This is a genomic window from Halomonas sp. NCCP-2165, assembly GCF_023708045.1.
Classification (GTDB): Bacteria; Pseudomonadota; Gammaproteobacteria; order Pseudomonadales; family Halomonadaceae; genus Bisbaumannia; species Bisbaumannia pacifica.
Genome location: NZ_BRCY01000016.1, coordinates 42,551 through 61,024 on the forward strand (window position 1 = coordinate 42,551; position 18,474 = coordinate 61,024).

Here is an 18,474-nt window from a genome sequence, read left to right on the forward strand (position 1 = left end):
TGGCCAGGGGGGGCTTATCGTTACTTTGCGTTACTTTTTGTGAAGTAGGCTTGGGAGCCAAATAGTGACAATACCCTGATTCCTCTCCTGTGCTGGACCGACTCCGACAACAACGGCCGCCTGGTGAAGTGAGTGAATCTCCCCTGTACCCCCCGGCGGCAGAGGCCTGCCACGGGATTTCGCCAGCGCTCAAGAATAGCCAGGTAGGTAGCATGAGAAACAATGGGTACGTCAGCCAGTGTAATCACCCCCTGGAGCCCGATGACTTCCTGATCTCCCGCACGGATCGCCGAGGCATGATCTCCTATGCCAACCCGGCCTTCGTCGGGATCAGCGGCTTCTCTCGCGAGGAGCTGATCGGCTCGCCCCATAACATCGTGCGCCATCCAGATATGCCGCCGGAGGTGTTCGCCGACATGTGGGCGACGCTCAAGCGCGGTCAGGGCTGGCAGGGCATCGTCAAGAACCGTTGCAAGAATGGCGACCACTATTGGGTGCATGCCCATGTGGTGCCGTTGATGGAAGGCGGGCGTATCGAGGGCTTCGCTTCCCTGCGTACCTTCGTTTCCGTAGCGCAGACCCGGCGCGCCGAAGCCCTCTACCGGGAGATGCGCGAGGGGCGTTGTGCCTACCGGGTTAACCATGGCCAGCTGCGACGCAAGGGGTGGCTGGGGTGGTGGCAGCCCTCTCGATTGAGCGGGCTGCGGAGCAAGCTGATGAGCTTTTCTCTGGCCGCGGTAGGCGTGGCACTCGCGGCTGCCAGCCCCTGGTTCTCGCAATTGCCGGCCCTGGTCGCTTGGCCGCTGGGTGGCATGGCCCTGGCCGGGCTCCTGGGCTCGGGCTGGTGGTCGAGACCATCGACAATATCGCCTTCCAGACCAATATCCTGGCGCTGAATGCCTCCGTCGAGGCGGCCCGAGCCGGCGAGCACGGGCGCGGGTTCGCGGTAGTGGCAGGGGAGGTGCGTAGCCTGGCGAATCAGGCCGCCGATGCCGCCAAGAAGGTACAACTGCTGATTGCCGAAGCGGGCAAGGGCGTGGCCTCCGGCGTGGAGCATACCCGCGATACCGAGGCGGCCATGCAGCGGATTCGCGAGGCCAGTCATCGGGTCAATGACTTGATGGCGGAGATCAGCGCCGCCGCCCGCGAGCAGAGCGAAGGCGTGACGCAGGTCGGTCAGTCGATCCATGCCATCGATCGGGCCACCCAGGAGAGTGCCGCCGAGATGCAGAGCTATCATGGGGTGACCCGGTCGCTTCGTGGCGAGGCCGAGGCCCTGAATATCAATGCCCGGGCGTTCAGTACCCGATCGGCCGCTCAACGGTCTGACGCCGACAGGTCGAGAGAGGCCCCTGGGGCGTTACCGGCGGTGTCCCCGTCTCGGGAGGAGGTGGAGTTGAGGGCAGCCGTCCACTAGAAGCGGTAGCTGAGGCGGGCACTGGTGATATTGAGGTGGTCGAGACGGTCGGCGTCGATATATTCGTATTCGAGCCGGCCCTGCCAGGCGTTGTGCTGCACGCTGGCGCCCAGGCCGAAGGTCTGGGCGGTGCCATCCAGGGAGTCCTGTTGCCAGTCGCCTCCCAGGTTGCCCGCCATATCGGCCTGCCAGCCGGCGAGCCCGGTCTTGCCGTAGAGGCTTAGCTGACCCAGGCGAAATCCCGCCATCAGGGCGCCTCGCAGGCTGGTGCTGTCGAGCTGCACCGGCATGCCCTGATAGGTGGTGGGTAGCTGTTCGCTCTCGAGGTAGGCGAATTCCGCACCGATCTCGAAGCGCGGCAGGCGCGGGACCAGGTAGGCGGCGGCGACCCGGAAGCCGGAGGTGAAACCGTCATAGAAGTCGATCTCCTCGCCATCCACCTGCATGCCATTGTCGAGCTGCAGGCTAGCCTCATCCTCCTCCTGGGCTGACATGGCAGCGAGGGGCAGACTCAGCAGCAGTGGCAGGCAGAGCAGGGCGAAGGGGCGGGCCGGGATCGACATGACGGGCGTCCGGGTGGCGAGTCAGTGACAAACCAGTTTAGCCGACTGAAGCGGGAATACCAGAGGCGAATCGTGCGCATTCACCGCAAAGCTCCCTCGGGAAGGTATACTGGGACGCCACTTTATAGCCTGACAGGATATGCCGTGAACGAGATCACCCTGACCCAGCCCGACGATTGGCATCTGCATGTGCGCGACGACGCCGTGCTCGACCGGGTGGTGCCCTACAGTGCCCAGCAGTTCGGCCGGGCCATCATCATGCCCAATCTCAAGCCGCCGGTCACCACCACCGAGCAGGCCCTGGCCTACCGCCAGCGCATCCTCGCGGCGGTGCCGGAAGGGGTGAGCTTCGAGCCCTTGATGACCCTCTACCTGACCGATAACACCTCGCCCGAGGAGATCGAGCGGGCCGTGGCCAGTGGCCAGGTACATGGCGTCAAGCTCTATCCCGCCGGGGCCACCACCAACTCCGATTCCGGCGTGACCAGCGTCGACAAGTGCGCCGATGCCATCGCCGCCATGGAGCGCCTGGGACTGCCGCTGCTGGTGCATGGCGAGGTGACCCATGCCGAGATCGATATCTTCGACCGTGAGGCGGTATTTATCGAGAAGGTGATGAAGCCGCTGCTGGCCCGCTTCCCCGACCTCAAGGTGGTATTCGAGCACATCACCACCCGTCAGGCGGTGGAGTTCGTGGAGGCGGCGCCGAAGACCATCGCCGCCACCATTACCGCCCATCACCTGCTCTTCAACCGCAACCAGATGCTGGTGGGCGGTATCCGTCCCCACTACTACTGCCTGCCGGTACTCAAGCGCGAGAGCCATCGCGAGGCGCTGCTTTCGGCGGCCAGCTCCGGTAGCCGCAAGTTCTTCCTGGGCACCGACAGCGCGCCCCATGCCAAGGGCGCCAAGGAGAGCGCCTGCGGCTGCGCGGGGGCCTTCACCGCACCGGCGGCCATCGAGCTCTATGCCACGGCCTTCGAGCAGGCCGGCGCCCTGGATCGCCTGGAGGGCTTCGCCAGCCATCATGGGCCGGACTTCTACGGCCTGGCGCGCAATGCGCGCACCATCACCCTCAAGCGCGAGACCTGGACCCTGCCCGAGAGCCTGCCCTATGGGGACGAGGTGATCGTGCCGCTGATGGCCGGCGAGCGACTGCACTGGAAGCTGGTGTAACTCGCCGACTGCTTATCGCCGGCTAAAGCCCGCTCCTACAAAATCAGTGGCCACCCAGCCTATTGTGGGAGCTCGCGGTCCGGCGTTCCGGCTGTGCCGAGCGATTGGCGCCGCAGGCGCCCCAAGCATGATCTATCATCGCCGAGGCACCGACGATGCCCTAGCGCCGGCCGCTCCGGCGCTGGCGCACCTCGAAGATCAGCGACTTGGTGAGGATGGTGAGCAGGAACATCAGCCAGCCGGCGGTGGCCAGCACATTGAACAGCAGCATCCGCTGGTCGCCGTTGAGGGGCGTCACCAGGGCCTCGAAGGGGATCGCCAGGGCCATCGCCAGGAGCAGCGGCAGGGCCACCAGGTGCATCAGCATCTCGGTGCGCCGCTTGCGAATCCGGTAGCGCCCCAGCATCAGTCGCAGTGGGCGGTGCCCCAGGGCGACGATCAGGCAGGTGCCCGCCAGGCAGAGTGCGGTCAGGCTCGGCATCAGGGTGCCCTGCCACAGGGAGAGGCTCACCGACCAGGCCAGGCCCAGCCAGACGACCCCTTCCAGGCTGGCGATCAGGTCCCCCGAATAACGCACTCTGCTCATGTTCTCTCCTCGATGGGGGACGTCACCGCGCCTCGCCCCCTAGCGGCGCCATAGCGCCCGTACCCAGCGCCAGCGGTTGATCAACAGGGCGGCAAAAATCAGCCCGCAGCCCAGTAGCTGCCAGGCGGTCATGGTCTCGCCGAACCACAAGGCCGCCAGCATGGCGGTCCAGACCCCCTCCAGCATCATGATCACCGCCGCATGGCTGGGGGTGGTCAGGCCCTGCGCATAGACCTGCAGGAAGAAGCGCAGGGTGCTGGCCAGCAGCACGCTGGCGGCCAGCCAGGCCAGGGTATCGCCGCCCAGGCGGTTCGGCCAGGGCTCGCTAAGCGCCGACAGGGCCGTGAGTACCAGCCCCACCACGATCAGCTGGATGGCCGTCAGGGGCAGGGCGGGGAGCTGGCGCACCACCCGCGAGTTGAGGTTGAAGAGCAGGGCGAAGAGGGTGGCCGCCGCCAGGAACAGCCACTGGCTCGCCTCCAACTGGAAGCCACGCTCCAGGGAGAGGCAGGCCAGCCCCACCACCGCCACCGGCAGGGCGATCCAGGTGGTCTTCGGCGGCCGGTCACCGAACAGCAGGCGTGCCATCACCGGCACCAGCAGGATCCCCAGGCTGTTGATAAAGGCGCTTTCGCCCAGGTGGGAAGCGTGGGCCAGGCCCAGCACCCAGAAGGCGATGGCGGCGGCGAACACCAGGCCGACCCCCACAGCGCCCCGGAATTGGGCCGGGCGGCGTTTGCTGAGACTGGGCCAGGCGAAGGGCAGCAGCAAGAGTCCCGCCAGCAGGAAGCGGCTGCCGATAAACAGTAACGGCGGCAGGCCGTCGAGTGCCTCCTTCGAGAAGATCCAGCCGGCGGCGGCCAGCAGGGTCACGCCAAGCAATAACAGGTCGGCCTTGAGGGGTGGTCGGGAGGCGGTGGTCATGACACTCCTGGCGTCGAGGGGTAAGCGTCCTTGCCGGGTCGATGATACGTGATCGGGGCCAGGCCGCCCAGCGTCGCCACGAGTGGCGCCAGCCTAGCGCCGCCGCTCGTAGCGCCGAGTGATCACGGAGCCCTCGGCGTCGAACTCCAGGCGTCGGTTGCGTCCGGCCAGGCAGGCGAAGACGGCGGCGAAGCCGGCGATACCCACCAGCACGGCGGTAACACTAGTGAGGCCTGCGCCCAGTTGCAGCAGCAGCCCGATGACCAGGGGGCCCATGGCCGCCAGGGTATAGCCGAAGCCCTGGGCCATCCCGGAAAGCTTGCCGGCCAAACGCGAGTCGCCGCTACGCAGCACGATCATGGTCAGCGCCAGGCTGAAGGCGCCGCCCTGGCCGAGGCCGAGCAGGATGGCGCCCAGCCAGCGCTGGGAGAGGGGGGCCTGCAGCAGCATCACGAAGCCGGCGGTGGTCAGCCCCAGTACCACCAGCATGGCGGGACGCTGGTCGCGGTGGAGGCGCGCCAGCCAGGGCGCACCCAGCGCCGAGATCAACTGCACCATCACCGAGCCGGCGAGCAGCCAGCCGGCCTCTCCCTCGCTCAGGCCGCGTCTTTGGAGCAGCACGGGCAGCCAGCCGAAGACGATATAGGCCAGCGACGACTGGCTCCCCATCAGCGCCGTGACCTGCCAGGCCAGGCCATGGCGCCATAGGCGCACCCGCGGGGCCTTGGGCAGGCTGCCCGGGGCCGGCGGCTTGGGGTGGGGCATTCCCAACCGCCAGGCGACCAGGGCCGCGACGGCCAGCAGCGCCCAGCTGGCGAGGCTCAGGTGCCAGTCCCCCAGCCAGTCGGCGAGCGGGATGCCGAGGCCGGCGCCCAGGGCGCCGCCGAGACACAGGGCCATGGTGTAGACGCCGGTCATCAGGTCGGCGCCCTTGGGCAGTTCGCGCTTGACCAGGGCCGGCAACAGGCTGCCGGCGATGCCGATGGCCGCCCCGACTCCTAGCGTGCCCAGGAACAGCAGCGGGGTCAGCGAATTGGCACGCAGCAGCAGGGCGCCGGTCAGCAGCAGCAGGGCCAGCGACAGGGCCCGCTCGGGGCCCAGGCGCTTGGCCAGCCAGGGGGCCAGGGGCGCGAAGAGACCCAGGCAGAGGACCGGTAGGGTGGTCAGGGCGCCGATCCCCAGCGGCGACAGGCCGGTGTCGACCTGGATGCGGTTGAGCAGCGGTGAGAGGGAGGAGAGGGCGGGCCTCAGGTTGAGGCCCACCAGGACCATCAGGGCGAGGAAGCCGATCAGGCGTCCCCGGGATGGCTGAGTCGGTTCAGCGGTCATTTCTGTCTCGTCGTTCGCGGCCGCCCACGGCGGCGGGGCCCGACCAGCGATTGCCGGCCTGCCTCTGCTGGGCGCCTTTTTCCGTGGTCACCCCTTCCAGGGGCTCGAGACCATAAAGCAGGCTGTGTCGCGACGCGGTGGCTCGTGGCCTGGCCTTGGCGCGGATGCTGGCCACGTCCTCGACGCTGATCAGCCCGATGCGCCCGCCCGCGGCGCTGGCCTGGGTGGTGAGGCGACCCTCGTAGGTCCAGCAGCGTCGGGGGACCCAGGATACCCGCCAGAGGCGGTCACGCCACCGGGCCCGGTCCTGGTCGTCGATATGCAGCGCGTCCAGCGGCACCAGGGCCGCGAAGAGTCGCGAATTCAGGACCAGGCCGCTGTTGTCGAAGCTCACGGGCCCCTGGTAGTTCCCGGCGTGCAGCTTCGCCAGCAGCCTTTTGGGACGCTCCCTGGCGGTGGCCAGGCCGCGGCCACAGAGGTGAAGCAGGTCGTCGTCGACCTGCTTGATGACCCAGCATTCGGGGGGCTTGTCCTTGAAGAAGCTCAGCATGGCGCTCACCTCCACCCCGGTCGATGAGGGGGTATTCGAGAGTTCACATTCGCACAAACTAATAGATCTGGCCAGCGGTGCTGCCGCTGGCCAGGGAGTTCAGTCGTTCGGCATAACGCTCGGCCGGTCGCCTAGCCCTGCTGGGCCGAGCGCCGGGGGCGGCGTCGACGCGCGGGCTTGGCGACGTCGTTATCGCGGTTGCCGGATTGACGCGCCTCGCCACCCTGGCGGCGTTGCTGGCCCTGATTCCGACCGCCGTTATTCCGGCCACCATTGCCCCGGCCGCCATTGCCGCGACCGCGATTACGACCATTCTCGATCGGCTCGGGCTTGGCATTGGGATCGGGTTCGAAACCGGGCTCGATGCGCTTGTCCAGGTCGCGCTTGATTAGTCGCTCGATGCCCTTGAGCAGGCCGTGTTCATCGACGCAGACCAGCGACACCGCCTGGCCCTCGCTGCCGGCGCGGCCGGTGCGGCCGATGCGGTGCACATAGTCTTCGGCGACGTTGGGCAGCTCGAAGTTGACCACATGGGGCAGCTCGCTGATATCCAGGCCGCGGGCGGCGATATCGGTGGCCACCAGCACCTGCAGCTCGCCGCTCTTGAAGGCGGACAGGGCCTTGGTGCGGGCCGACTGGCTCTTGTTGCCATGGATGGCCATGGCCGGGATGTCCTGCTTGCTGAGCTGCTCGGCGAGGCGGTTGGCGCCGTGCTTGGTGCGGGTGAAGACCAGTACCTGGTACCACTGATGCTGGGTGATCAGGTGAGCCAGCAGCTCGCGCTTCTGCTCGCGATCGACCTGGTAGACCGCCTGATCGACGGTCTCGGCGGTGGTGTTGCGCCGTGCCACCTCGATCTTGGCCGGGTTATCCAGCAGCTTGTGGGCCAGGGCCTGGATCTCGTCGGAGAAGGTCGCCGAGAAGAGCAGGTTCTGGCGCTTCTCCGGCAGCAGCTTCAGTACCTTCTTGATGTCGTGGATAAAGCCCATGTCGAGCATGCGGTCGGCCTCGTCCAGCACCAGGATCTCGATGCGCGAGAGATCCACGTGCTTCTGCTGGTGCAGGTCGAGCAGGCGGCCCGGGGTGGCCACCAGCACGTCGAGGCCGGGGCGAATGGCGTCTACCTGGGGCTGCTGGCCGACGCCGCCGAAGATCACATGGCTCTTGAGGGTCAGGTGGCGACCGTAATCGGCCACGCTCTCGCCGACCTGGGCGGCCAGCTCCCGGGTCGGGGTCAGCACCAGGGCACGCACCTGGCGCTTGCCGGGACGCGGCCCGCCGGCCAGGCGCTGCAGCATCGGCAGGGTGAAACCGGCGGTCTTGCCGGTGCCGGTCTGGGCGCTGGCCAGCAGGTCGCCGCCGCCCAGCACGGCGGGAATCGCCTGGCGCTGAATCGGGGTCGGGGTGGTGTAGCCCTGTGCCTCGACGGCACGCAGCAATTCGGCACGCAGGCCGAGATCGGTAAAGCTCATGGAAACTCCATCGACCCCGTCGCCACCCGCCGCGGCAATGGCGGCGCGGGTCCCGGGCGGCGGGGCAAGAAACGTCGGGTGACAGATGCGGCAGGAGGGACCGAAATAGGCCGCGCCAGCATCATGACAGAAAAGCCCCGAGAGTGCGAGGCTCTTGCCGTGACACCGTGTTGGCCTGGTCGCCCAGCAGCGCCCCCGGGGCTTCCGGGTAGCAGCCGGTGGAGATCCCTTTCAGGTAGAGCCAAGGGGGCAGCTCCTCGATGCTGCAGGCTCGCTCAGTAGGGCGGCAGCAGGCTACTGTTACCCATGAAGCGATCTCCTGGAAAGCCGGCAGGAAATCGATGCCTTCCGCGATGTGCTCATGCGTGAGCTGGAATGGCGGACGGCGCTATCCAGGCCAATAAGCGAATTCGTATGCGCTGCGCAATTTTTCTTGACATTGAAATTCTGTTGCATCAATTCTGTCCCGTGTCCTAGGACGCGGGACAGAGTGAATTGGTGAGAATATGAAAGGTCAAGATATTGGCTTGCTTTTGAAGCTGGTGGCCCTGAGAAGCAGAGAAGGCCATGGCTCCGATAAGCACGCCGGTAAGGGATCAAAGGCGCTTCCCGATGACTGGCGGGACTGGGCGCTGGATGATGTCGACAGCAACTTGCGCCAGGGGAGCTGGTCTGGGCTCGATGACGATCAGCTGCTGGCTCGTTATAGCGTGCGGGCCTTGGCCGAGGAAACCGGGATCAGCAAGAGCCAGGTGAGCCTGGCCCTTCAGCGCTGCCTGGAGGTTGGCCTGATTCGCAAGGATCGCAGGACAGGCCTGCCGCGCGCCAATACCCGAGCCTTGTTCCATTTCATCGTTCATGGGGTGCGTTATGTGTTTCCGGCCAAGCCCGGCGAAATCACCCGAGGAATCGCGACGACCTTCGCCGCGCCGGTGCTAGAGGGCCAGCTGTATAGCTCGGGTGAGCTGCTGATGGTGTGGCCGGATGCCCGGGGCAACAGCAAAGGCCAAGCCATCGAGCCGCTGTTCAAGAGTGTGCCCTATGCAGTGCGTCGCGACCGCGAGCTGTATGCCATGCTGGCCCTGGTCGATGCCATTCGACTGGGCCATCCCCGTGAGAGCAAGGTCGCTAGCGAGCGGCTGGCAAAGTATCTGGAGTAACGGATGAGCCTATTCGACGATCAGCGTGCCATGCTGCGCCAGGTGGCCGAGGCTCTCGGTGCCGAGCTTCGTGACCAAGTGGCCTTCGTCGGGGGTTGCACGACCGGGCTGCTGCTGACCGATGCGTTCACTCGCGAGCAGGTGCGCAGCACCGACGACGTGGATCTGATCATCAGCGTCATGAGCTATATCGATCTGCAGCGCTTCAAGGACGCGCTGAATGCCAAGGGATTCAAGGAACCCTCCTCACTGGACGAGGAGATGCCCATCTGCGCCATGAAGCTGGGGGAGCTGCGCGTCGACCTGATGCCGGACCATGACGAGGTGCTCGGCTTCAGCAATCACTGGTACCCCCAGGCGCTGCAAACGGCAGAGCCCGTCTCGTTGGGCGGGGGTCTCACCATTCGCGTGGTCACGCCGCCGCTGTTCGTTGCCACCAAGCTGGAGGCCTACAAGGGGCGCGGAGAGGGTGATCCATTGTCGAGCCACGACATCGAGGACATCCTCAATCTGGTGGATGGCCGCCCCGAGCTGCTCGATGAGGTGCGAGCAGCCGACAGTGCACTCCAGGCCTACATTGCCGCCGAGCTCAGCGAGCTCCTCGGCAATGATGATTTTGGATATGCCGTGCAGAGCCAGGCCGGAGACCCGGATCGAGAAATGCTGCTCTTCGAGCGTCTGGAGATCCTGGCCGGGGAGAGAGGCTGATGCGGGCCAGCTGGTTCAGCCGGCAAGGCCGCGAGCGTGGCAGCAACAGCGATGCCGCGGCCGTGGGGCGGCAAGACCAGCACCTCCTGGCGGTGTTGGTCGACGGCGCAGAGAAAGGCCCCCGAGGCGCCGAGCTGGCTCGGCATTGGGCCGATGTCGTACTGCAAGTGCTGGCCGAGGCATCTGCTCGCTCGCAGGCAACGGTTCATGCTCGTCTCAAACAAGAACAGGCCCAGCTTCGGCACGGCTTCCTCCGCGATATCGCCAGCTACTGCATGGTCAGCCTTGACCTGGTGACGCTTGAGACCCAAGTCTGGCATTGCGGTGACTGCCGGGTAGGCCTACGGCTACAAGCCGAGACGCGATGGCTGACCTCACCTCACATTCTGGCGCAGCAGCCCGGTTTGTCGCCCCCAGGCTCAAGCGAAGAGCAGGATCGGCACAAACAGCAACTGACTCGTTGCCTGAACGCCAAACGTTTTAGTCCCCCCGAGCACCACGTTTTCTTGCTGCAGCGTGGCCAAACGTTGCTGCTCAGCACCGATGGCTACTGGCAGGAGTATCTTGAAGCAGGCACGCCACGGCACTGCCTGCGGGACGATGCCAGCCTGCTCACTTTGCCGTTCGGGGCCGGGTCGCTTGATCAGATCGACCAGGCGTCGGATATCGACAACCTCAGGCACTTTTCACTCGGTTAATCACGGAGCCACGATCTAGAGCCGCCAAGAATTCGGCATGAACACTGGGAATATCGATGAAGTACGCCCTAAGGCGCGTACCCGCTTCATGGAGCTCATTTAAGGATCCGTGCCCGGTGGCCGGCATTGAGGCCGGGCACCTCGGCCAGGGCGGCCTCGTCGCTGGCCTGCACCTGCTCCGGGGTGACCAGCCCATGCGCGAAGAGGCGCCGGGCCAGGGTGGGGCCGATGCCATCCAGTCGGGTCAGCGGCTCGGCATGCTCGTCCAGGTAGGCCTGGCGGCCCGCCTCGTCCAGGTCGTCACAGCCGCCTTCGCGATAAAACGCCAGGGCCAGCTCGGCGAGATGGCGGCGGGCGCGCTCGATGCCCGCGTGGATCTCCGCGGGCAGTGCCGTGCCGTCTCCCAGGGTGGCGAGTCGCACCCGGGCCATGCTCAGGCCGTGGCGGCGGGCCTCGGGCTCGACCCCCTCGGTCGCTTCCAGCTCCTGATACAGCTCGCGGATGCCCTGCAGCAGGGCGCCGAGGCGATGTTCGTCCATGGGGGGCTCCTCAGGAGTCGACAGAGAGGTATGGGGCCAGCGCCGTCGCCAGCTGGTCGGCCACGGCGTCCCAGCTCGCGCCGAGGGCACGCACCAGGGCCGGGTAGCCATCATCGGCCAGGGGGCGTTCGGCATGGAAGCGCCCCCGGGCCAGCGGCTGACCCGCCGCGTCCTCCAGGCGCCAACTGCCGTCGGCGATGGCCATTCCATCATAGCGTCCCTCGAAGCGCTCTACCGTCAGCGTCAGGCGCGGCGCCGAGGCATCGCCGCCCTGGGCCAGGGTCACCCGGGTCCGGGGGAGGCGCTCGCCGAGGCGGTCGCGTAGCCCCCGGGCCAGGTGCGGACCCGGGGCCTCGATCCAGCGATGCTTCCGGGCCTGGTGACGGCTGATATCGTCGAGCTGCAGGACGATGCCCTCCTGATTGAGGTACTCCACCAGTTGCAAGGGGGCGATCAGTAGCCGGCTCTCCCCGGCGGTCGCTGTCGGTTCGGGGCCGGGCAGGGCATAGCGCTGGGTCGGGGCGCCGCCGCTGGCGCAGCCGGCCAGCAGGGCGAACAGCAGCAGGGGCAGTAGCAGGTGTCGCATAAGACCTCCTTGTTAGGGCGCGGCGTGTCGAGTCGAGGATCGCCGCCGTCGCGGTCGAAGAGCAGCGCCCGGGGATCCTCGTCCAGGGTGCGAATCACCGGCTGCATATCGCGCATCAGCCGCTCGAAGCGCTCCAGGGTGCGCAGCAGCTCCCGGTAGCCCTCGCCCTGGGGCGAGACACCCTCGAGGGTCTGCCGCAGGCCCTCCAGGGCACGATTGACGTTGCCCGGCAGGGCCTGGGTCTCGGGGTTGTCGACCAGGGCGCCGACCCGCTCGGTGAGGTCGCGGACCTCCGCCACCAGCGCCTCGGTGCCGGCCAGGTTCGTGGCCAGGCCGTCGAGAATGGGTTCCACCTCCAGGGCGTTGAGCTTGTCGAGCAGGCTCGAGACCTTCTGCTCGATCTGCGCCAGGCCCCCCGAGATGGTGGGAAAGACCTGGCGTGACTCGAACTCCTCGACCGCATAGGGCTCGCTGTCCTGATGGAAGTTGATATCCACGAAGAGCGCGCCGGTCAGCAGGTTGCCGGCCTTGAGGGTGGCCCGAAGGCCCAGGCCGAAGAGGCGCTCGAAGCGCTGGCGCCACTCCTCCAGGTCGAGCTCGCCCTCCAGGCCCAGGCGCTGGGGCTCGATACGGATCAGCACCGGGATGGCGAAGCCCTGGCGCCCCTCGGGCTGGGGGGCGCTGAAGCGCCAGGGCACCGCGGCCACGGTGCCGATACGCACCCCGCGGAACTCCACCGGGGCGCCCCGGGAGAGACCGCGCACGGTGTCATCCACCAGCAGCACATACTCCAGGTAGCGATTGAAGGTGCCCTGGCGGGCGTGCTCCTCGTCCGGGTAGAGGGTAAAGGTGGCATCTTCGTCCACCGCATTGCCCAGGGGCAGGTCCTCGAGCACGCCGAAGGTGACGCCGCCACCGAGCAGCGACTCCAGGGAGGCGACGTTGACGCGGAAACCTTCCGAGTCGAGGCGCAGGTCGACGCCGCTGGCGGCCCAGAAGCGAGTGCTGTCGGTGACCAGGCTGTCGTAGGGACTCTCGATAAACAGGCGATGGCGCATGCGTCGCGCCTCGGGGACGAACTCGGCGCTCTCCACCCGGCCCACGGTATAGCCCTGGTAGGTGACCGGGTCGCCGATACGCAGGGAGTTGCCGAGCTGGCTGATCAGGATGATGCGCAGGCCCTCGGCATCCGCGGGCGACGCCGGGGGCAGGTCGAGGACCCGGAAGTGGCGCTGGGCGACATCGCTGCTGCCGGGCTGCAGCTGCAGGTAGGCCCCGGATAGCACCGTATTCAGCCCGCTGATGCCCTCGCGGCCGATCCGCGGCTTGACCACCCAGAAGCGGGTGTCCTCCACCAGCATTCGCTCGCTGCCGGGAGAGAGGCGGGCGGTGATCTCGGCATGGCCCAGGTCATCGGAGAGCTCGACCCGGTCGACCCGGCCGATATCCACGTTGCGGGTCTTGATCAGGGTGCCGGCCTCGATGCCCTCGGCATTGGGGATCTCCAGGGTGATCTGGGGGCCACGGCGGCTGTAGTTGTCGTAGATCAGCCACAGGCCGATCAGCACCGCCACCAGGGGCACGATCCAGATCGGCGAGATCCGTGCCTGGGCGCTGACCCGGGCACGGGTGTCATCCTGGCGGGGGCTAGCGGTCATGGGCAACTTCCTCGAGATGTTGGGGGCGCGAGTGGTTTGGGCCGTCCCAGATCAACCGGGGGTCGAAGGTCATGGCGGCCAGCATGGTCAGCACCACCACGCCGGCGAAGGCCAGGGCGGCGGGGCCGGGGGTGATCGACATCAGGCTGCCGGCACGGATCAGGGCCACCAGGATGGCCACCACGAAGACGTCGACCATGGACCAGCGGCCGATCAGTTCGGTCAGGCGATAGAGTCGGGTGCGCGTCGAGGCATGCAGTTCGTCGCTGCGGCGCACCACCAGGCAGAGCCAGGCCAGGGCCACGACCTTGCCCACCGGTACCAGGATGCTGGCGACGAAGATCACCGAGGCCACCGGCCAGGAGCCCATCTGCCACAGGTCCACCACCCCGCCGATAATGGTCGAGGGCTGACTATGCCCCAGGCTGGTGGTGGTCATGATGGGGTAGAGATTGGCCGGAAGGTACATCACGCAGGCCGCCGCCAGCAGCGCCCAGGTGCGTTGCTGGCTGTGCGGCAGGCGGGCCCGCAGGCCCTCGCCGCAGCGTCGGCACTGGCCTCGCCCGCGCTCGTCCAGGCGACCGATCAGGCCACAGGTGGGGCAGCCGGTGAGGCCCTGGGCGGCGGCCCGCTCGCCGGGGCGCGTGCCGTGCGGGGCGCGGGGTTCGCCGGCCAGGGTAAACCACATCCAGTCGCCGTCGATGGACTGGGTGGTCATTAACAGCAGCACGGCGAAGGCGCAGAAGGCCCAGAAAGCGGTGCCCAGTTGGACCTCCGCCATGCCGGCGATCTTAATCAGGCTGACCAGGGCGCCGATGATAAAGACGTCGGCCATCATCCAGGGGTTGAGGTGATCCAGGGAGCGTGCCAGGGCGCGACTGCCCGGCCAGGGGGCGCCGCGCATCAGGCCGCTCTGCAGCCAGATGACCCCGAGCAGGTAGACCGCCGGCAGCACCACGATGGTCAACAGCACCACGATCGCCACCAGGGGCTGATGGAAGCCGATCAGGGTGGTGGCGGTCTGGGTCAGCTCGATGCGATTGCCGATGCCGCCGACCTGAAAGCTGACGAAGGGGAAGCTCACGCCCAGCGCCAGCGCCACCAGGGCGGCGATGGCCAGGGCCAGGCTGCGCTGGGCGGCGCGGTAGTGGCGGCGCACCAGGGTATGACCGCAACGCGGGCAATCGGCCTTTTCGCCGGCACGCAGCGGTGGCAGCGCCGCGACCCAGTCGCACTCGTGACAGGCGCGTAGCCGGCGTGGCGGCAATGTGGCACCATGCCGCGGCTCGTCGAGCGCGGCCTGGCTGGTCGAGGCCTGTGGCGAAGGCGGCGATGACACGGTAGGCGTCCTGAATGGGTGGTCGGGCTCTGGCTGCCATTATGCAAGGTCGCCGGGGTTCTACAACCAACGCTAATGCGAAAGGAGAGATCATGTTGCTTTGGTTAGGCGCCGTGGCGCTGGGTCTGGTGGTACTGGTGTGGAGTGCCGAGCGGTTCGTGGCCGGGGCCGCGGCCACCTCGCGTCACCTGGGGTTACCGCCGTTGGTGATCGGCATGCTGGTGCTGGGCTTCGGCACCTCGGCGCCGGAGCTGGCGGTTTCGGCCCTGGCGGCGGGGCAGGGCAACCCCGGCCTGGCCCTGGGTAACGCCTATGGCTCGAATATCGCCAATATCGGCCTGATTCTCGGCCTGGTGGCGTTGATTTCGCCGCTGGCGGTGCACTCCCGGGTATTGCGCCGGGAACTGCCGATCCTCGGCGCCATTACCCTGCTGGCCCTGTGGCAACTGCGCGATGGGGCGGTGGGGCATGGCGATGCCTGGCTGCTGCTGGGGCTGCTGGCGGTGTTTATCGGCTACAGCCTGTGGCAGGGGCGCCAGGCCGATAGCCTCGGCGACGAGACCGAGGAGCTGCTCAGCGAGGCCCCCATGGCCCTGCCCAAGGCCCTGACCTGGACCCTGATCGGCCTGGTGCTGCTGGTGGCCAGCTCGCGGCTGCTGGTATGGGGCGCGGTGGAGATCGCCGAGAGCCTCGGCGTCAGCGATCTAGTGATCGGCCTGACCATCGTCGCGGTGGGCACCTCCCTGCCGGAGCTGGCGGCCTCCGTCAGCGCCCTGCGGCGGCGCGAGCACGACCTGGTGCTGGGCAATGTGGTGGGCTCCAACCTCTTCAATACCCTGGGGGTGGTGGGCCTGGCGGGGGCGATTGCGCCCATCGATGCCGGCGGCGAGGTGATCATGCGCGACTGGCCGGTGATGGCCGCCATGACCCTGCTGATGGCCATCTTCGCCATCGGCTGGCGGGGCCGGGACGGGCGCATCAATCGCCTCGAGGGGGCGACCCTGCTGACTATCTATGTGGCCTACCTGGGCTACCTGGCCTGGCTGCTGGGCGCCGCCTAGATCCGCCTGCCCAGGTCCGGCGCCTGGGTGAGTCGCAGGCCCCCGCCACGCCTTTTCGGCGTGCGCGAGGGGCCGTGCGGCAATCGACCACAGCCGAAACCCCGCCAACTGCGGCAACCGGACACACCTTTGAGGGCGCCAGTCCATTCCCCCTGATGCTTCAGGGGCCTAGCATAAGCAGATCCAAATAGGCTCGCCGACGACGCGAACCGAAATTTGTCACTAGGCTCAATTAGCGTCATCGGCTTACGTCGCCATCAGGGAGACAACCATGGAGCTCGACCCCTTACTGCTATCGCGACTCCAGTTCGCGTTCGTGGTGTCCTTTCACGCCATCTTCCCGGTCTTCACCATCGGCCTGGCGTCCTATATCGCCGTGCTGCATGGCCTCTTCTACAAGAGTGCCAATCCCGCCTGGGAGCGCCTGGCGGTGTTCTGGACCAAGGTCTTCGCCGTGGTCTTCGGCATGGGGGTGGTGTCGGGCATCGTGATGTCCTTCCAGTTCGGCACCAACTGGAGCAACTTCGCCCAGGCCTCGGCCAACTTCCTCGGGCCCATGCTCAGCTATGAGGTGGTGACCGCCTTCTTCCTGGAGGCCGGCTTCCTCGGGGTGCTGCTCTTCGGCCGCGGCAAGGTGCCCCAGGGCGTGCATCTGTTCGCCGCCATCATGGTGGCCGTCGGCACCTTTATCTCGGCCTTCTGGATCCTCGCCGCCAATAGCTGGATGCAGACGCCGGCCGGCGTCGAGCTGATCGACGGGCGCTTCCATGTGGTCGACTGGAGTGAGGCGATCTTCAACCCTTCCTTCCCCTATCGCTTCTCCCACAAGGTGCTGGCCTCCTTCCTGACCGGCGGCTTCGTGGTGGCCGGGGTAAGCGCCTGGTACCTGCTGCAGAAGCGTGACGTGGAAGCCAACAAGAAGGCGCTCTCCATGTGCCTGTGGCTGCTGCTGGTCCTGGCGCCGGCCCAGGCGGTGGTGGGCGACTTCCATGGCCTCAACACCCTGGAACATCAGCCCACCAAGGTGGCGGCCATGGAGGGTAACTGGGAGACCTCGAGCCATGTGCCCCTGCTGCTGTTCGCGATTCCCGATCAGGCCAACCAGACCCATGCCGTCGAGATCGGCATTCCCAACCTGGCCAGCATCATCCTGCGTCACGACCCCGAGGGGGTGGTGCCGGGGCTGAGCGAAGTGGCCCCGGAGGAGCAGCCGCCGGTCTGGCTGGTGTTCTGGTCATTCCGGGTCATGGTGGGCCTGGGCCTGCTGATGATCCTGGTGGCGCTGGCCGGCCTGTGGCTGCGTCGCGGTGGTCGCCTCTATGAGCATCGCGGCTTCCTGCAGCTGCTGCGGCTGATGAGCGTGACGCCCTTCGTCGCCGTGCTGGCGGGCTGGTTCGTCACCGAGACCGGCCGGGCCCCCTGGCTGGTCTATGGCCTGATGAACCAGGCCGAGGCGCTGACCCCGTCGCTGACCGGGGGCATGGCGCTGTTCACCCTGATCGGCTATGCGGCGGTCTATGCGGTGGTGTTCTGGGCCGGGGTCTACTACCTGACCCGGGTGGTGCGTCAGGGCATGCAGGACGGCGAGGAGATCCAGGGCGAGGTGGAACGCCCCATGCGTCCGCTGTCGGCCAGCCATACGCCCTTCGACGATGGCCCCGGAGCCGCGGCCCCCGGTACGCAACACTAAGGAGACGAGAGCATGGGTGGTATCGATCTGGCAATCATCTGGGCCGTGATCATCGGTTTCGGGGTGATCATGTACGTGCTGATGGATGGCTTCGATCTGGGGCTGGGGATCCTCTTTCCCTTCGCCCCGGACGAGGCGGCCCGGGACGTGATGATGAACTCGGTGGCGCCGGTCTGGGACGGCAACGAGACCTGGCTGGTACTGGGCGGGGCCGGCCTGCTGGGAGCCTTCCCGCTGGTCTATTCGGTGTTCCTGCCGGCCCTCTATATCGGCGTCTTCCTGCTGCTGGCGGGACTGATCTTCCGCGGCGTGGCCTTCGAGTTTCGTTTCAAGTCGCGGGCCAATCGCCATTGGTGGAATCGCGCCTTCTCCTGGGGCTCGGCGGTGGCCGCCTTCGCCCAGGGCGCCGTGGTGGGGGCCTATATCCAGGGCTTCGCCGTGGAGGACTTCGTCTATGTGGGCGGTCCCCTGGACTGGCTGACCCCCTTCAGCGTGCTGACCGGGTTCGGCCTGATGGCCGGCTATGCGCTGCTCGGCGCCACCTGGCTGATCATGAAGTCGGAAGGGCATGTGCAGGCCTGGGCCTATCGCATCACCCCGACCCTGCTGGCCCTGGTGCTGGCGGTATTTTTGATCATCAGCCTGTGGACGCCCTTCGTGAATCCCGACGTCTGGGAACGCTGGTTCGGCCATATCCAGCTGATCTGGCTCTTCCCGGTGCTGGCCCTGGGCTGTGCGGTGCTGATCTACCAGGCGGTGCGCAGCCGCCGCGAGGGCCTGCCCTTCGTGGCCACCGTGGGCCTCTATGTCTTCACCTACCTGGGCCTGGTGGTCAGCAAGTGGCCGGTAATCGTGCCCCCCGACTACACCATCTGGGATGCCTCCTCGGCACCGGAATCCCAGCTCTTCCTGCTGATCGGGGTACTCTTCGTGATCCCCATCGTGTTGACCTATACCGCCTGGAGCTACTGGGTCTTCCGCGGCAAGGTCAAGGTGGGTGAAGGCTATCACTGAGCCC

19 protein-coding genes and 1 pseudogene are annotated in these 18,474 nt (G+C 67.0%); 9 read left to right on the forward strand and 11 right to left on the reverse strand.

The window, feature by feature from the left end; all coding sequences use genetic code 11:
- The first annotated feature begins 212 nt into the window (after window positions 1–212).
- Both NFU04_RS10070 and NFU04_RS10075 read left to right on the forward strand, forming a co-directional pair.
- On the forward strand, window positions 213–896 hold the full coding sequence (locus tag NFU04_RS10070) for a PAS domain-containing protein (RefSeq protein WP_285835139.1): 684 nt from the start codon (window positions 213–215) through the stop codon (window positions 894–896).
- Complete coding sequence (locus NFU04_RS10075) at window positions 845–1,417, forward strand: methyl-accepting chemotaxis protein (protein WP_285835140.1); 573 nt, start codon at window positions 845–847, stop codon at window positions 1,415–1,417. Before NFU04_RS10070 ends, NFU04_RS10075 begins: the two co-directional genes overlap by 52 nt.
- Here the strand turns inward: NFU04_RS10075 and NFU04_RS10080 are convergent.
- Window positions 1,414–1,980, reverse strand: coding sequence for an outer membrane protein (locus tag NFU04_RS10080; protein WP_251309309.1), 567 nt, complete (start codon window positions 1,978–1,980; stop codon window positions 1,414–1,416). The two genes, NFU04_RS10075 and NFU04_RS10080, sit on opposite strands and share 4 nt — an antisense overlap.
- Before the next feature lie 144 nt (window positions 1,981–2,124).
- Here NFU04_RS10080 and pyrC point away from each other — a divergent pair, with 144 nt between their 5' ends.
- Complete coding sequence (gene pyrC / locus NFU04_RS10085) at window positions 2,125–3,156, forward strand: dihydroorotase (protein WP_251309310.1); 1,032 nt, start codon at window positions 2,125–2,127, stop codon at window positions 3,154–3,156.
- 160 nt (window positions 3,157–3,316) lie between these two features.
- Here pyrC and NFU04_RS10090 read toward each other — a convergent pair whose 3' ends face one another.
- The 6 genes and pseudogenes from NFU04_RS10090 to NFU04_RS10115 all read right to left on the reverse strand — a co-directional run.
- The gene (locus NFU04_RS10090; protein WP_251309311.1) at window positions 3,317–3,742 is read right to left on the reverse strand and encodes a hypothetical protein; all 426 of its coding nucleotides are present in this window, start codon (window positions 3,740–3,742) and stop codon (window positions 3,317–3,319) included.
- 39 nt (window positions 3,743–3,781) lie between these two features.
- Window positions 3,782–4,666: a DMT family transporter gene (locus NFU04_RS10095; RefSeq protein WP_251309312.1), complete on the reverse strand. Its 885-nt coding sequence runs from the start codon at window positions 4,664–4,666 to the stop codon at window positions 3,782–3,784.
- Between the two features lie 93 nt (window positions 4,667–4,759).
- A complete protein-coding gene (locus NFU04_RS10100; RefSeq protein ID WP_251309313.1) occupies window positions 4,760–5,995 on the reverse strand; it encodes an MFS transporter in 1,236 nt (411 codons plus the stop codon).
- Window positions 5,985–6,545, reverse strand: coding sequence for a hypothetical protein (locus NFU04_RS10105; protein ID WP_251309314.1), 561 nt, complete (start codon window positions 6,543–6,545; stop codon window positions 5,985–5,987). The genes NFU04_RS10100 and NFU04_RS10105 overlap by 11 nt, the downstream gene beginning before the upstream one ends.
- 131 nt (window positions 6,546–6,676) lie before the next feature.
- Window positions 6,677–8,017, reverse strand: a complete 1,341-nt coding sequence (locus NFU04_RS10110; RefSeq protein WP_251309315.1) for a DEAD/DEAH box helicase — start codon at window positions 8,015–8,017, stop codon at window positions 6,677–6,679.
- Between the two features lie 157 nt (window positions 8,018–8,174).
- Window positions 8,175–8,319: pseudogene (locus tag NFU04_RS10115) on the reverse strand (IS256 family transposase); the annotation flags it as partial.
- 204 nt (window positions 8,320–8,523) lie between these two features.
- Here NFU04_RS10115 and NFU04_RS10120 point away from each other — a divergent pair.
- The 3 genes from NFU04_RS10120 to NFU04_RS10130 are packed head-to-tail and all read left to right on the forward strand — an operon-like array spanning window position 8,524 to window position 10,583.
- Window positions 8,524–9,177 carry a MarR family transcriptional regulator gene (locus NFU04_RS10120; protein ID WP_251309316.1) on the forward strand — a complete coding sequence of 218 codons (654 nt, stop codon included), beginning with the start codon at window positions 8,524–8,526 and terminating at the stop codon, window positions 9,175–9,177.
- A 3-nt stretch (window positions 9,178–9,180) separates the two neighbouring features.
- Window positions 9,181–9,885 carry a hypothetical protein gene (locus tag NFU04_RS10125; protein WP_251309317.1) on the forward strand — a complete coding sequence of 235 codons (705 nt, stop codon included), beginning with the start codon at window positions 9,181–9,183 and terminating at the stop codon, window positions 9,883–9,885.
- Window positions 9,885–10,583, forward strand: coding sequence for a protein phosphatase 2C domain-containing protein (locus NFU04_RS10130; protein ID WP_251309318.1), 699 nt, complete (start codon window positions 9,885–9,887; stop codon window positions 10,581–10,583). The genes NFU04_RS10125 and NFU04_RS10130 overlap by 1 nt, the downstream gene beginning before the upstream one ends.
- A gap of 95 nt (window positions 10,584–10,678) precedes the next feature.
- On the opposite strand, the gene NFU04_RS10135 is transcribed toward NFU04_RS10130, so the two are convergent.
- The 4 genes from NFU04_RS10135 to NFU04_RS10150 are packed head-to-tail and all read right to left on the reverse strand — an operon-like array spanning window position 10,679 to window position 14,633.
- Entirely contained in the window at window positions 10,679–11,122 is a 444-nt protein-coding gene (locus NFU04_RS10135) for a helix-hairpin-helix domain-containing protein (RefSeq protein ID WP_251309319.1), read from the reverse strand.
- Window positions 11,123–11,132: 10 nt separating this feature from the next.
- Window positions 11,133–11,693 (reverse strand): PqiC family protein, encoded by a 561-nt coding sequence (locus tag NFU04_RS10140; protein ID WP_251309340.1) that lies wholly within the window; start codon window positions 11,691–11,693, stop codon window positions 11,133–11,135.
- Window positions 11,576–13,366, reverse strand: coding sequence for an intermembrane transport protein PqiB (gene pqiB, locus NFU04_RS10145; RefSeq protein ID WP_251309320.1), 1,791 nt, complete (start codon window positions 13,364–13,366; stop codon window positions 11,576–11,578). The genes NFU04_RS10140 and pqiB overlap by 118 nt, the downstream gene beginning before the upstream one ends.
- The gene (locus NFU04_RS10150) at window positions 13,356–14,633 is read right to left on the reverse strand and encodes a paraquat-inducible protein A (protein WP_251309341.1); all 1,278 of its coding nucleotides are present in this window, start codon (window positions 14,631–14,633) and stop codon (window positions 13,356–13,358) included. The genes pqiB and NFU04_RS10150 overlap by 11 nt, the downstream gene beginning before the upstream one ends.
- Before the next feature lie 164 nt (window positions 14,634–14,797).
- Here NFU04_RS10150 and NFU04_RS10155 point away from each other — a divergent pair, with 164 nt between their 5' ends.
- From NFU04_RS10155 to cydB, 3 genes are all read left to right on the forward strand, one after another.
- Window positions 14,798–15,766 (forward strand): calcium/sodium antiporter, encoded by a 969-nt coding sequence (locus tag NFU04_RS10155; RefSeq protein ID WP_251309321.1) that lies wholly within the window; start codon window positions 14,798–14,800, stop codon window positions 15,764–15,766.
- Window positions 15,767–16,037: 271 nt separating this feature from the next.
- Window positions 16,038–17,456 (forward strand): cytochrome ubiquinol oxidase subunit I, encoded by a 1,419-nt coding sequence (locus NFU04_RS10160; RefSeq protein ID WP_251309322.1) that lies wholly within the window; start codon window positions 16,038–16,040, stop codon window positions 17,454–17,456.
- A gap of 12 nt (window positions 17,457–17,468) precedes the next feature.
- Window positions 17,469–18,470 carry a cytochrome d ubiquinol oxidase subunit II gene (gene cydB, locus NFU04_RS10165; RefSeq protein WP_251309323.1) on the forward strand — a complete coding sequence of 334 codons (1,002 nt, stop codon included), beginning with the start codon at window positions 17,469–17,471 and terminating at the stop codon, window positions 18,468–18,470.
- Window positions 18,471–18,474 lie beyond the last annotated feature (4 nt).

Coding starts and splice junctions, on each gene's coding strand:
- NFU04_RS10070 (WP_285835139.1), top strand. CDS start 213: ATGAGAAACAATGGGTACGTCAGCCAGTGTAATCACCCCCTGGAGCCC.
- NFU04_RS10080 (WP_251309309.1), bottom strand. CDS start 1,980: ATGTCGATCCCGGCCCGCCCCTTCGCCCTGCTCTGCCTGCCACTGCTG.
- NFU04_RS10090 (WP_251309311.1), bottom strand. CDS start 3,742: ATGAGCAGAGTGCGTTATTCGGGGGACCTGATCGCCAGCCTGGAAGGG.
- NFU04_RS10095 (WP_251309312.1), bottom strand. CDS start 4,666: ATGACCACCGCCTCCCGACCACCCCTCAAGGCCGACCTGTTATTGCTT.
- NFU04_RS10100 (WP_251309313.1), bottom strand. CDS start 5,995: ATGACCGCTGAACCGACTCAGCCATCCCGGGGACGCCTGATCGGCTTC.
- NFU04_RS10105 (WP_251309314.1), bottom strand. CDS start 6,545: ATGCTGAGCTTCTTCAAGGACAAGCCCCCCGAATGCTGGGTCATCAAG.
- NFU04_RS10110 (WP_251309315.1), bottom strand. CDS start 8,017: ATGAGCTTTACCGATCTCGGCCTGCGTGCCGAATTGCTGCGTGCCGTC.
- NFU04_RS10120 (WP_251309316.1), top strand. CDS start 8,524: ATGAAAGGTCAAGATATTGGCTTGCTTTTGAAGCTGGTGGCCCTGAGA.
- NFU04_RS10125 (WP_251309317.1), top strand. CDS start 9,181: ATGAGCCTATTCGACGATCAGCGTGCCATGCTGCGCCAGGTGGCCGAG.
- NFU04_RS10130 (WP_251309318.1), top strand. CDS start 9,885: ATGCGGGCCAGCTGGTTCAGCCGGCAAGGCCGCGAGCGTGGCAGCAAC.
- NFU04_RS10135 (WP_251309319.1), bottom strand. CDS start 11,122: ATGGACGAACATCGCCTCGGCGCCCTGCTGCAGGGCATCCGCGAGCTG.
- pqiB (WP_251309320.1), bottom strand. CDS start 13,366: ATGACCGCTAGCCCCCGCCAGGATGACACCCGTGCCCGGGTCAGCGCC.
- NFU04_RS10155 (WP_251309321.1), top strand. CDS start 14,798: ATGTTGCTTTGGTTAGGCGCCGTGGCGCTGGGTCTGGTGGTACTGGTG.
- NFU04_RS10160 (WP_251309322.1), top strand. CDS start 16,038: ATGGAGCTCGACCCCTTACTGCTATCGCGACTCCAGTTCGCGTTCGTG.
- cydB (WP_251309323.1), top strand. CDS start 17,469: ATGGGTGGTATCGATCTGGCAATCATCTGGGCCGTGATCATCGGTTTC.